This is a genomic window from Fischerella major NIES-592, from assembly GCF_001904645.1.
In the GTDB taxonomy this organism is placed as follows: Bacteria; Cyanobacteriota; Cyanobacteriia; order Cyanobacteriales; family Nostocaceae; genus Fischerella; species Fischerella thermalis.
The window spans coordinates 66,444-79,452 of sequence record NZ_MRCA01000002.1 but is presented as its reverse complement, the minus strand read 5'-3'; the positions used below and the strand labels follow the sequence as shown (position 1 = coordinate 79,452).

9 protein-coding genes and 1 pseudogene are annotated in these 13,009 nt (G+C 41.2%); 3 read left to right on the top strand and 7 right to left on the bottom strand.

The annotated features are described in order from the left end of the window. Positions 1–49: 49 nt before the first annotated feature. Complete coding sequence (locus tag NIES592_RS04225) at positions 50–916, top strand: NAD(P)-dependent oxidoreductase (RefSeq protein ID WP_062242690.1); 867 nt, start codon at positions 50–52, stop codon at positions 914–916. A gap of 236 nt (positions 917–1,152) precedes the next feature. Here the strand turns inward: NIES592_RS04225 and NIES592_RS04220 are convergent, their stop codons facing one another. The 6 genes and pseudogenes from NIES592_RS04220 to NIES592_RS04195 all read right to left on the bottom strand — a co-directional run bounded on the left by NIES592_RS04220 (position 1,153) and on the right by NIES592_RS04195 (position 7,789). Beyond that, complete coding sequence (locus tag NIES592_RS04220) at positions 1,153–2,061, bottom strand: DNA-methyltransferase (RefSeq protein ID WP_062242687.1); 909 nt, start codon at positions 2,059–2,061, stop codon at positions 1,153–1,155. Positions 2,062–2,107: 46 nt separating this feature from the next. After that, positions 2,108–4,294: a tetratricopeptide repeat protein gene (locus NIES592_RS04215; protein ID WP_073555018.1), complete on the bottom strand. Its 2,187-nt coding sequence runs from the start codon at positions 4,292–4,294 to the stop codon at positions 2,108–2,110. Between the two features lie 295 nt (positions 4,295–4,589). Next, positions 4,590–4,769 carry a photosystem II assembly protein Psb34 gene (psb34, locus tag NIES592_RS04210; RefSeq protein ID WP_009455811.1) on the bottom strand — a complete coding sequence of 60 codons (180 nt, stop codon included), beginning with the start codon at positions 4,767–4,769 and terminating at the stop codon, positions 4,590–4,592. 140 nt (positions 4,770–4,909) lie between these two features. Then, positions 4,910–6,928, bottom strand: coding sequence for a glycine oxidase ThiO (gene thiO / locus NIES592_RS04205; RefSeq protein ID WP_073555017.1), 2,019 nt, complete (start codon positions 6,926–6,928; stop codon positions 4,910–4,912). Positions 6,929–7,096: 168 nt separating this feature from the next. Continuing rightward, positions 7,097–7,441 carry a hypothetical protein gene (locus tag NIES592_RS04200; protein ID WP_062242680.1) on the bottom strand — a complete coding sequence of 115 codons (345 nt, stop codon included), beginning with the start codon at positions 7,439–7,441 and terminating at the stop codon, positions 7,097–7,099. A 14-nt stretch (positions 7,442–7,455) separates the two neighbouring features. Beyond that, positions 7,456–7,789: pseudogene (locus NIES592_RS04195) on the bottom strand (hypothetical protein). 410 nt (positions 7,790–8,199) lie between these two features. On the opposite strand from NIES592_RS04195, the gene cimA reads away from it, so the two are divergent. Then, the gene (cimA, locus tag NIES592_RS04190) at positions 8,200–9,816 is read left to right on the top strand and encodes a citramalate synthase (protein ID WP_062242678.1); all 1,617 of its coding nucleotides are present in this window, start codon (positions 8,200–8,202) and stop codon (positions 9,814–9,816) included. Positions 9,817–10,352: 536 nt separating this feature from the next. Here the strand turns inward: cimA and NIES592_RS04185 are convergent. Continuing rightward, entirely contained in the window at positions 10,353–10,586 is a 234-nt protein-coding gene (locus NIES592_RS04185; RefSeq protein WP_009455806.1) for a hypothetical protein, read from the bottom strand. A 162-nt stretch (positions 10,587–10,748) separates the two neighbouring features. Here NIES592_RS04185 and NIES592_RS04180 point away from each other — a divergent pair, with 162 nt between their 5' ends. Next, on the top strand, positions 10,749–12,941 hold the full coding sequence (locus NIES592_RS04180; RefSeq protein WP_073555016.1) for an NAD(P)/FAD-dependent oxidoreductase: 2,193 nt from the start codon (positions 10,749–10,751) through the stop codon (positions 12,939–12,941). Positions 12,942–13,009: the final 68 nt, after the last annotated feature.

The following is a 13,009-nucleotide window of genomic DNA, read 5'->3' as shown; positions in this document are numbered from 1 at the left end:
CCACTAACTACTAACTACTAACTTAACGCTCTACCAGAGGAACGTAAAAATGAAAGTAGCATTTCTGGGGACTGGATTAATGGGACTGCCAATGGCGCAAAAATTGTTAGAAGCAAGAGTCCAGCTAATAGCATATAACCGCACCCCAGAAAAGTTAGAACCGTTAAAAGAAATTGGTGCGGAAATAGCAGAAAAACCTTACCAAGCAATTAATGCAGCTGACTGTGTAATTCTCATGCTGACGAATGCAGCAGCAATCTATAGTGTCCTACTTTCAGATCGATCCTCACAAGCAGTAGCAGGAAAAAGCGTCATCCAAATGGGAACTATTACCCCTACCGAAAGCAGAGAAATTAGAGATGCAGTAGTTGCCGCAGGTGGAGAGTATTTAGAAGCACCCGTACTAGGTAGCATCCCAGAAGCACAAGCTGGTAATTTAATTGTGATGGTGGGCGCGCATCAAGAACAATACAAACGTCACCTAGAGTTATTAAAACACTTTGGCCCAGAACCTATCTTAGTTGGATCAGTGGGAACAGCTGCGGCACTTAAACTCGCTTTAAATCAATTAATTGCTTCCCTAACAGCAAGCTTTGCCCTGAGTCTTAGTTTTGTCCAGCGTTATGGCATTGACGAAGACTTGTTTATGTACATTTTACGCCAAAGCGCCCTTTACGCCCCAACTTTCGATAAAAAATTGCCAAGAATGTTGGATAGTAATTATGCTAATCCCAACTTCCCCACCAAACACTTAATGAAAGATACTGATTTCTTTATTGAAGAAGCAAAAGCCGCAAGTTTAAATGTTAGCAGTATTGAAGGTGTAAGGAAAATCTTGGAAATGGCAATGAAGATGTCATTTGCTCACGAAGACTATTCATCTATATTTTCTGTAATTAAATCAGGAGAAAATTAAGATAACTATTCAAAATTCATCTCACCACTTAGTACAAAATTAAATAAACTCATAGCGAAACTCCTCTCACAAAACTCTGCGTCCCTCTGCGTTCTCCTTTGCGTTCCTCTGCGTTTAAATAATATTAAATTTGACTAATTGCTTACGATATAAAGCTTGGTTATTGGCTTTTTCCAATTACCGATTAGCCATTACTGACCTCAACGAATCATACAAGTGTTCAAGGGGATATGATATTACCTAAATTTCTTCCTACGTTCTTCATTCTTGCGATCGCACCAAAACCATTCCTCATCTGACATATGCTTTACAGATTTGATACGTTCCACCGCCCATACTGCATATTCAGGAATAATCTCACAGCCTAGCCATCTTCTACCAAGTTGTTCAGCAACAACCAGCGTTGTTCCTGAACCAAAAAATGGATCAAGCACAATATCTCCTCTTGAAGATGAAGAAAGTATAAACTTTCTCACCAACTCCTCTGGCTTTTGAGTTGGATGTTTAGTTTTTTCATCCATCCCATTACATATAGTTGGTATTTCTATCACATCTCTGGGTTTTGCACCCTGGGGATGGGGACGCCAAATTCTCCTATCATTTTTACCATTGTTGCCATATTGACTTGTTTTTGCTTGGGGATGTTGTGGATATTTTAAAGTGTGTTCCCCATAAGGTATGCGTATATTATCTGGATTAAAATAAAAATTGTTGGTCTTTCTAAAATGTAATATACTCTCATGAGAACGTCCCCAATCATTTGAGAGATTGGCTTTATTTTTATAGTGCCAAATCAACCACCTACACCCACTAAAAAATTTTAATGCAGGCAGTTTTATATCAGCAATAATTTCTGAAAAACCACAAATATATAGTGAACCTGTTGATTTTAATATCCGAGAAACTTCTTCAATCCATGTTAAAGACCAATTCACATAAGCTGCTTGAGATTCAAAATTGTCCCAAGTAGCTTTTTTTATATTATAAGGAGGATCTGCAAATACTAAATCTACAGATTCAGAAGCCAGATTTTTGAGCCATTGAATTGAATCACCAATCCATAATTCTCCATGAGGATGGCAATAAAAAGCTTGAGGTTTTTGTGAATCATATTTTTTGATGTTGAAATTTTCTTCTGGAATCACAAAACATAACTGAGTAATTACTAAAAAGACAATTTATAACTGCTAATTACAACTTCGGCAGAATTTCTGGTAGTAATTGTCCAGGCACTTTAGATAGAGCTAAATTTTGTCCTTGTATTCCTAATTCATTGTGAAAAGCGCGAATTGTTTTTACTAAATAATTAAATGTAGTTTGGTAAGCTTCAGGTTTATTGCTTAATCCATTTAATGCTTGCAGATGGTTATCCAATGCTAATTCTAAATGTTGAGAACGTGTGGTTTTATCGCCATTTAAATACTGATCTGTTGCTAGTTGATAGTGCGCTAATCCTAAGTTGTTGTGAGTGGCAAAAATATCAAAACTTAAATTAGTATTCTTCAGTGAGTGAGCAAGATTTAGAGATTCTTGATAAGCATTGATGCACATTTTTAGAAAATTCTGTTGTTCTTCTTTGTTGATTTGTGATTGGTTGGCTAAGTGCCAATAAGCAGTACCAAGATTATTTTGTGTGGCAGCACAAGCGGCCGGAACATGTGCTGGTGTACGATATTTTAAAGCTTCCCCATAGGCTTCCACAGCAAGTCGCAGATTCTCTGCTGGATTTTCGTACTGTGCTAGATTCCAATGAGCAGTACCAATATTGTTTTGAATCATGCCATATTTCAGTGGTTCCTGCTCGGGGTTGTAGTAGGCTAAGGCAAGACTGTAAGCTACAATCGCATTCTTTAAATGCTCCATCGGTTGACTGTACTGGGCTAAATGCCAGTAAGCAGTACCCAAGTTATTCTGAGTTGCAGCATACTTCAATGGTTCCATCTCGGCGGTACGGAAGCAGAGTGCTTCTCGATAAGCTGCAACCGCTTTTTGCCAGTTTTCGGCTGGATTAGAAAAACGTGCTAAGTCCCCATAAGCAGTCCCCAGATTATTCTGTACCCGTGCATAAGTTTCTGGATGGGTTTCAAGTGAAATTAGTTTTAAAGCTAACTGATAAAACTCTATTCCCTGTTCTATATAAGATTGTCCTTCTTCCGAATTGGGCGGTGTGCGGTATAGCATCCAATAAAGTGTACCTAAGTCATTCAAAATATCTGGCACTTGCGGCGAAGTTTCATCGTAGGTAATAGCCTCTTGGTATGCCAAAATAGCCACCATCAAGTTTTCTAAGTTAGCTTGTCCTTGTTCAATGCGGAGGCGATATAAGTTACCCAGGCGATGATAAGCTGCTGCTAGTGTTTCTGGTGAAGCTTTTGTAGCATGTAGAGAGTCAATTTCTTCTAGAAGTTGTTGTACTTGTATACTCTCATCTTGATCGTGAGCGATCGCAGTGTTAATGGTTGCTAGTACTAATTCTGTTAACTCTTTACTAATGTGCGATAAACGCGGTGGCGATGAAGTCTCGCTGATACGGACTTTTTCGTTAGTTTCTTGCTGAAATGTTTCTGGAACAAATAATTCTGACTTGATTGGTGAAGGTTCTTGCGGTTTGTGTCCACGATTGACAGGTGTATTGATCGCAAAATCAACATCTTCTACAGGAAAATCGTCACCAGAGACAGTTTCTTCCCAGATTACCTGTTCAATATTTCCTAAATCTAAGCTTCTAGAACCAGAAAAGCGTTCTGGTGAGTTTTTAGTACGAGTTGTCGGTGTCGGTTCTCCAGCAAACACAAACACACCAGTACGACAACGCCAAAACTGTGGTGCTGACTGCTGTATGGCGTATAACCAAGGACGTGGCGTCCACAGTAATAAACTTGATTCCAGAAAACGACTGGATTCTGGACTTGATAAATGCTGTTCAGTTAAACGGAGATAGTGTAAAAATAAACGCTGTATCGCCACTGGTTGTTTAGTCAACTGCTCAACACCTACAATCTGAAAAGCTGGTATTGGCAATGACCGTCCAGGATTATCTTTAGATACGCCAACAACTGGTGGTGGATAATTCACCAACCATTGATTTATCTGTGCAATGGGGTTAGGGTCACTTAAATTCAACCTCAAGGTAACTAGCCGTGGATAGGCTGGTGTACTAGCTTCCTGTGTATTTGATGGTTGATACAGCACTTGACCAACTGGATAAGCCAAAGTTGAATGCAAACGTGCTGCTACCTGATTTCTCAAGTTTAAATCATCACATACCGCTACAAAAATTTGTCGCCGCAAACCAAGACTAAGTGCAAGTTTTAGACGGTGGTATACTTGACGATTCCACGCAAATTTATCCGAATGTGCAGTATCATTCACGCTCATGGTGGCTAAGGAGCCAAAACGCAGTGTACATCCCTTTTAAGGGCATATGCAAGCAATCTGTAAATTATGATTATGACTTCGATTTTCAAGTACTGATTGCTCTGCTCAGGATAAATCAAGGTTTCAAATAAGAATAGAGGAAGCGTATATTATTATACTTATATTTTGCACTTATTTTCTTGCACAATAGAGGTCTTCTGTCTTATTTTCAGATTAGACAAAAAAACCAGGTTCCCATAAAGTGTAGAAACCTGAAGAAATATAAAATAAAATTGATTTATTAAAGTAATTTTGATTAACTGACATTAGAAACAGAGAAGGCGACAAAAATCAAACCACTGACCAAAATTATTGCCACAACTCCCAAAATCACATAATTGCGCTTTTGCTGGGCTGTCGGAGGTTCTGCTTGATAAACTTTGGGTTCACGGGCAAAATTATTGAGGCGACCGCCTTCTTCTGTCGTGTAGGGCATGGACTAATTCCTTACTCTGCTTTTTGATTTCATGTTACATAAATGCAATAGACTACTTTTGTAATTAGAGATAATTCGTTACAAATGACATAGTGTTGATAGTTGATTGTTGCAAACAACCATTAACAACCAACAAGCATCTAACTTGTAATTGTTCCAGTCACTGGTGAAGAGGCGCTGGCATAGTCTTTAATGGGCATTCTACCAGCCAGATAGGCTATGCGACCAGCAACAGCAGCCATATTCATGGCACGTGCCATCAGGGGTGGGTTTTTTGCTAAAGCGATCGCGCTGTTAATCAACAAAGCATCAGCACCCATTTCCATCGCCTGTGCTGCTTCGGATGGTGAACCAATGCCAGCATCTACTACTACAGGTACATTGGCATTTTCGATGATAATTTGAATGTTAGCAGTTGTTTTCAAACCCTGGCCAGAGCCAATCGGTGAAGCTAAAGGCATGACTGTGGCACAGCCTACTTCTTCCAAACGCTTAGCTAGCATCGGATCAGCATTAATATAGGGTAAAACAGCAAAGCCTTCTTTGACCAATTGTTCTGCTGCTTGGAGAGTGCCAATCGGATCTGGAAGTAAATATTTCGGATCAGGAATTACTTCTAACTTAACAAAATTATTATCTTCCTGTCCCAAGAGTTTTGCCATTTCCCTTCCCAAACGGGCAACCCGAATCGCTTCTTCGGCGGTTTGACAGCCAGCAGTATTCGGTAGCATCCAAATTTTTGTCCAGTCTAGCGCTTCGGCTAAACCTTCGTGTCCGGGGGTTTTAGTTTGTACTCGTCGCACAGCCACAGTCACAATTTGACAACCACTCTCCACCACACTTTGCTGCATTTCCTCGATGCTGCGATATTTACCAGTTCCCGTCATCAAGCGGGAGGTAAAAGTTTTGCCAGCAATCACAAGTGGTGTGTCTGGAGTGGGTGCAAAGCTTTTTTCCGGAAATACTTCACTTTTAAGGGTAAGGGAATTGACTTGCCCCTGATCTGGAAAAGCGGGGAGAGGATGAGTCAGCATAACAGAGGAGGTAGATGATTTGTTCTGGAAGCGCGAGTAATGAAAATGCGACAGGAGGGGGTCAGATTTTTGCTCCCAAATCAAATCAGCAATTAGTGCTGCTGTTACGGGTGCAAGCAGAATCCCATTACGGTAGTGTCCAGTAGCCAAGGTGAGATTTTGACAGGGACTATTCCCCAGAATTGGTAACTCATCGGGGGTAGCAGGACGGAATCCCCACCATAATTCTTCTATGGGATAATCTTGGATTTGAGGATATAGACGGATGGCTGCTTGTAGTAAAGTTTGAATGCCTGCTGGGGTGTTTTGCGGAGTAAAGCCGACATCTTCGATTGTAGCGCCAATGATAATTCGCCGATTGCGTTTTGGCACAATGTAAACATCCTGCCCAAATAAAACTCGTGTTAAGGGCAATTCTGCGATCGCTTCTGGTACACGCACGCTCAACATTTGTCCTTTGGCGGGACGTACGGGTAAGGGAAACAATTGATTTGTCCAAGCACCTGTGGCTAAAACATAGTGTTCGGCGCGTAAAATTCCAGCATTGGTTTGTACACCTACAACTTGCCTTTGCTGCTGCAAAATGCCTTCTACTGCGATTCCTTCTTTTAGTTCTACGCCCAATGATTGCGCCGCACTCAGTAGCGCTTTTGCTAAAGCTCGATTGTCTACTTGGGCGTCTTCAGGGTACCACCAACCGCCAGTTACCTCTTGTCCTAAACTTGGTTGATATTGGTGAATAGTTTCTTTGTCTAACCAGTAGGTAGTAGAAGAGGATGGAGTGATGGGCTTGTGGGGAGAAATATTTCTCCCTATTTCCCTCTCTTCTTCAGAAAAGACTGGCGCTAAAATTCCACAAGGCCAGTAACCAGTGTTGCAGCCAGTGAGTTGTTCTAATTTGTGTGTCCAGTCAGCATAAATAGAACGCGATCGCCAACACAAATCTTGCATTGCTTGATTTGAGATGTTTTCCGCATCCGGAGCCAACATCCCAGCAGCAGCATGTGTAGCGGCGGCGTGGAAATCACGACTAGTTACAATAACTTTCGCACCACGCAGTTTCAGTTCAACAGCGATCGCCAAACCGATGACACCGCCACCGATAATTAAAACATCGTTAGTCATTAGTCAAGAGTCCAAAATTCATAGTCAAGAGTCCTTAGTCAAGAGTCCTTAGTCAAGAGTTCATAGTCAAGAGTAATGACTATCAACAATTGACAATTGACAATCGACTATATAACTCCTAACTCATAATTAAGTAACTCATAACTGTTAACCGCTGATAGGCAAGCACTACCACAAAGCTCGAATTGGTTCGTTATCCTGATTAGTATCACTTGATTGAGTATCGTCTGTGGTGCCTGTATCCTGAGCAGTTGTTGTTGTGTCAGTCATGGTTTCAGTCAAAGTGTCATCAGCAGCGTTATTCTGGGCAACATTAGTTCTGTTGGCTCTGGTGTTATTTGTGCCAGCCGCAGTGCTATTGACATTAATATTGGCAGGGAGAACTTTTGATGTTTTGCCTCCTGGGGCTTGAGCAGTATTTTGTCGGCCCATCGGAAAGCTAATCCCCAGCAACGTACCTAGTAAAATAGCCAAACCTCCAGCCATCAAAATGAGTGGTGTCCATCTACCCATGTTTTTTCTCCTTTTTAACCTTTTGGTGTCCAGACTACTTGAGAACCTTCTCCCCAAAATCCATCAAAATTGGTGACTTTTACATCTCCCATAAGCTGAGTTTGACAAGCCGAAACCCAGATTTTTTCTCGGAGAATGAGGAGGTAGTGAGAGCTGCCCTTCACGCCAATTAGCCTTTGAAGCTTTACCTTCTGCTTGCAATTGCACAGAACAGCTGCCGATTAAGCGACAGTTTATTACCTTAGCACCGCTATTGTAGAGGTCAATACCATTTTGCAGCAAAATTTTCTGCCGATTTGCTCTACGCATACACTCACTTGTTTTATCTTGAGCTAACACCTTGGGCATTGCAGATCACTACACAAGTTTTAGGTTGTATTGTAACAATTTATTTTTGGTATAAAAACTATTTCATAATTGGATTTAAGTTATGAAACAATCACAAGAACATCCTTGAGGATTAGTTCATAAATCATTTAATCTTGTCATATTATTATGGTCTTGAAAAATAATGCAGCGGTGTTAATGCTGGCAATGCAGACCCTATTAATATCTATATTTTCTAGAATTTGAAAATGGTATAAATTCACTATTTATCAGCAGATTTTCATCAGTGTAGTGTTGTCACAAACCACCTTGAAATGTAGTTGTTATGAACTCCAAGGAGAACTAAGCGTATAAACTCTTGACTCCCATTACAATTTTATATCCTGACAGATCTTTTTTATTCTCTATAGTTCTGACTCATTGCTCATCTTATGACTGTTAACTGTTCACCTCAACTTTGGATATATGACACTACACTTCGAGATGGTACTCAGCGCGAAGGGTTATCTGTTTCCATAGAAGATAAGTTACGCATTGCCAAAAGGCTGGATCAACTGGGTATTCCCTTCATTGAAGGTGGTTGGCCTGGAGCTAATCCCAAAGATGTGCAGTTTTTCTGGCAGTTGCAGGAAGAACCCCTCAAACAAGCTGAAGTTGTGGCTTTTTGTTCAACTCGACGCCCAAATACAAATGTGGCCTCTGAGCCAATACTACAAGCTATTCTTGCTGCTGGAACCCGTTGGGTGACTATTTTTGGTAAGTCTTGGGATTTGCATGTGACTGAAGGACTCAAGACCACTTTGCCTGAAAATTTGGCGATGATCCGCGATACGATTGAGTACTTACGCACTCAAGGGCGTCGCGTTATCTACGATGCTGAACATTGGTTTGATGGCTATAAGCACAATCGGGATTATGCTTTACAAACATTAGAGACTGCGATCGCTGCTGGTGCTGAATGGTTAGTGTTTTGTGATACTAATGGCGGCACGTTACCCCATGAAATTACGCAAATTATTACTGAAATAGTCAAAGTTATTCCCAGCGACACTAAATTAGGCATTCACACTCATAACGATTCAGATACAGCAGTTGCCAATGCTCTCGCTGCCGTCATGACGGGCGTCAGGATGGTACAAGGCACAATCAATGGTTACGGCGAACGTTGTGGTAATGCCAATCTTTGTTCGTTAATTCCTAATTTACAACTCAAGCTAGGATTTAAATGTATAGAAGAGAACCAACTCTCGCAATTGACGGACACCAGTCGCTTTGTCAGCGAAGTAGTTAATCTTGCTCCAGATGAACATGCACCATTTGTAGGTAGGTCAGCATTTGCTCACAAAGGCGGGATTCATGTATCAGCAGTAGAACGTAATCCCCTGACTTACGAACACATTCAACCAGAACAAATTGGCAACCGTCGTCGAATCGTCATTTCCGAACAATCAGGAGTCAGTAATGTTCTAGCAAAAGCCCGTTCATTTGGGATTGAATTAGATAAACATGACCCCACAACCCGAAAAATTCTCGAACGCTTGAAAGATTTGGAGAGTGATGGATATCAATTTGAAGCAGCAGAAGCAAGTTTTGAATTGTTGATGCGCCAAGCTTTAGGAAGTCGCCAACAATTTTTTGAAATCAGGGGTTTCCAGGTTCATTGTGACTTGGGACAGGGAGAAGCCAATACTAGCGCCTTAGCCACAGTCAAAGTTGCCGTCAATGGTAAAGATATTTTGGAAGCAGCAGAAGGAAACGGCCCTGTTGCGGCTTTGGATGCAGCATTACGTAAGGCTTTAGTGAATTTTTATCCCCACATAGCAGCTTTTGAGTTGACAGACTACAAAGTACGAATTCTCAACGGACATACAGGTACAGCAGCCAAAACACGCGTCATGGTAGAGTCGGGAAGTGGTCATCAACGCTGGACAACGGTAGGAGTTTCTACAAATATTTTGGAAGCTTCCTATCAAGCAGTAGTAGAAGGATTAGAATATGGCTTATTGTTACACTCCCAAGCAGAAGCGGCAGTCGTAGGTAATAGGTAATTGACCTATTACTGTAATTGGCTTGAAAATAGCGATCAGGGACTAACTTAACAGCAAACCCATAATCCATCAGTGTTCATCAGTGTACTCTCCACCGAAGCCGCGCAAAGCGCGTTTGCATCCGTGTACCTTACGGAAGCCGAAGAAGGCGCGTCTACGTTAATTTTTCATCGGATCTGTTGCACCTAGTTCTGGTACTTCTAGTCACCTGATGCTTTTTATAACTAACTATTTAGCTGCAATTGCGGATCATTTCACTGTTTAAGGAATTATTGAAGCGTAATCCTCAATTTGTCCGCGCCAAAACTTAAATCAAGATATCACCTTGAAAGTTAGTAACTTGTTACTCACCAGTTTATTTCTTACTTTTAATTTGCCTATCACTTTTGACATGCCAGTTGCCAATCTCACACTACATAATTTATACTCCCACACCACACAAAATGATTGGCAATGAATTTTTTTTGTTTGTTGCTTATTGTTTGTTGTTTGTTGATTATTCCGAACAACTACCAACCAAAAACTACCAACAAAATCTAAGAGAAACTTTCCCAGGCTTGGGCAACTACTTGACTCAGCCAACGTCGCTGCTGTTTATCTAGTAGAGTGTCTTCAGCTAGCAATTGCGCTGTTAATTCTTCTAGGGATTGACCTTGAGCGCGGACAACTTTAATTACACCTGCGATCGCAGCAGCAACGATTTCTTCATCAACTGGCTTTTGCCTTAGGGCAATGATTTCTTGAGGGTTATCTGGAATGGGATAATTCATGACGTAAGTTTAATGAAACAGAGAATGAACAAAAACTTTGACAAACTTTTAAAATTTCTTTATTGAATTTTTATTCAACAAGATAGGGCGGATTTTACCGTAAATAACCCTAGTTTTGAATCTGTCTTAGTGCATATTATTAGTTGGAGATTTGAAAAACGAATGAAAGAGATACTTTACATAGAAATCCCCTCTCCGGACACAACAGCAGTCTGTAAATGGTTACAAACTGAGTTTGAACCAGGAAATGGGAAAAAAATGCTGACACCGGATGGTTTTCGCCTGAGAATGATTGAAAATACAGATGATAACAGAAATATTCCGGAAAACTTACCAGTTGAACTCTCTATCTTTGTTTGGTCGGTACAACGGACTACTTACTTGAAAGTTTTTCGCTGGTCAGAGCAAGCTTTTCCCCAGGAAAAACAAATTCTTAAAAGGCTTACAACTGCGATTAGAAGCCGCTTTCCCCATCAATATCCAGAACCACCAACAATTGATTTATCCCAGGAATCGATTTTTGAAGCATTAGCTCCCTATTATCCCCTCACCGTCAAATATTTTCAAAAAATGCCCAACGGCGAATATGACCTCCAGCGGGTGTACTGGTGGGAGCAACGCTGGCGTCAAGGAGTGCGGAATCCAAAGAAACCGCGTCAGGTAGTTTTCTCCCATAAAGGAGATTGGGAGATGGGGAGATGGGGAACTCGGGGCCCCCACTTTCCTAAGGGAGTGGGGATTAGGGGCAATAAGGGGATAAGAGAAAATAGTCTCCCCACCACCCCACCACCCCACCACCCCACCTACGATTTAATCTACATTGGCGGTGCGCTTGGTGTGATTCATGCGGCTGTGATGGCAAAATTAGGCTACAAAGTGCTGTTAGTGGAACGCTTGCCTTTTGGGCGCATGAACCGAGAATGGAATATTTCTCGTGATGAAATTCAAAGCTTGATTAATTTAGGTTTGCTCACACCCAGCGAAGTTGAATCTATTATTGCCCGAGAGTATAAAGACGGATTTAATAAATTTTTTGATGCTTATATTCCCAAGCAACTAAAAGCGCCCATTTTACACACTCCCACAGTCCTAAATTTGGGGCTAGATTCCGAGAAATTGCTCCAACTATGTGGACAAAAGCTGCGGTTGGCAGGTGGGGAAATCTGGGATGAATCAGAGTTTATTAAAGCTGATATTTACACATCAGGAGTTGTTATTACAGTTAAAGATTTAAGTAATCAAATAGACAAGCAAGCAAGCGGACGAGTGCTAGTAGATGCGATGGGAACAGCATCACCAATCGCTTGGCAGTTAAATGGTGGTCGTGCTTTTGACAGTGTTTGTCCAACAGTAGGAGCAGTAATAGAACGGGGATTTGAACCAGGAGTCTGGGATTCTCAATATGGGGATGTGCTAAATAGTCACGGCGATATTTCGCGCGGAAGACAATTAATTTGGGAATTATTTCCCGGTGCAGACGAAGAATTAACAATTTATTTATTTCATTACCACGAAGTCAATTCTCAAAATCCCGGTTCCTTGCTGGAAATGTATGAGGACTTTTTCACAATACTGCCAGAGTATCGGCGCTGCGACATGGACAAACTAGTCTGGAAAAAGCCGACCTTTGGGTATATACCGGGTCACTTTAGTGTGGGGAGTAGCGATCGCACAGTAGCATTTGATCGATTAATAGCCATTGGTGATGCTGCATCCCTTCAGTCACCCTTAGTTTTCACAGGATTCGGTTCCTTGGTTCGGAACCTAGAACGTCTCACTACTCTCTTAGATATTGCCCTCAAACACGACTTACTTTCTTGCCAACACTTGAACCGAATTCGTGCCTTTCAAAATAATATTGCTGTGACTTGGATGTTTTCCAAAGGCATGATGGTTCCTACTGGTAAATTCTTACCACCAGAACGCATAAACACTATGCTGAATAACTTCTTTGGTTTGTTGGCGGATGAACCCCTCGAAGTAGCAGAAGATTTTATCAAAGATAGATTCAACTTGCTTACTTTTAATCGCTTAGCACTAAAAGCAGCCAAGAAGAACCCAGCATTGCTAATGTGGATTTGGGAACTAGCTGGTGCTAAAGATTTATTGCGTTGGTTAGGGAACTATTTTGACTTTATTCGTCATAGCCTCATTAGTGCTTTACTCAGTGGATGGCTACCGCATTTTCTACACCGCAATAGTCAGTGGTTGGAAAATCGCTCTCCAGCATTGTGGTTGCATCTATTAGCAATCAGCTATGCCTTGACTACAGGTAAAGGAAAACCAGAAATGAAAAAAGTTCAGACTCAAGAGTCAAGAGTCCATAGTCAAGAGTCAATTGTCAAGAGTCCATAGTTATCAAGTGTGTAGACGCCCTTTGGGCGGCTTCCCGAAGGGTAGTATGAACTATAAAATCTAAATTC

Bases quoted from the DNA above. Each gene is read 5' to 3' on its own strand.
- NIES592_RS04215 (WP_073555018.1), bottom strand. From the start codon at position 4,294: ATGAGCGTGAATGATACTGCACATTCGGATAAATTTGCGTGGAATCGT.
- NIES592_RS04180 (WP_073555016.1), top strand. From the start codon at position 10,749: ATGAAAGAGATACTTTACATAGAAATCCCCTCTCCGGACACAACAGCA.
- NIES592_RS04225 (WP_062242690.1), top strand. From the start codon at position 50: ATGAAAGTAGCATTTCTGGGGACTGGATTAATGGGACTGCCAATGGCG.
- NIES592_RS04185 (WP_009455806.1), bottom strand. From the start codon at position 10,586: ATGAATTATCCCATTCCAGATAACCCTCAAGAAATCATTGCCCTAAGG.
- thiO (WP_073555017.1), bottom strand. From the start codon at position 6,928: ATGACTAACGATGTTTTAATTATCGGTGGCGGTGTCATCGGTTTGGCG.
- NIES592_RS04200 (WP_062242680.1), bottom strand. From the start codon at position 7,441: ATGGGTAGATGGACACCACTCATTTTGATGGCTGGAGGTTTGGCTATT.
- cimA (WP_062242678.1), top strand. From the start codon at position 8,200: ATGACTGTTAACTGTTCACCTCAACTTTGGATATATGACACTACACTT.
- psb34 (WP_009455811.1), bottom strand. From the start codon at position 4,769: ATGCCCTACACGACAGAAGAAGGCGGTCGCCTCAATAATTTTGCCCGT.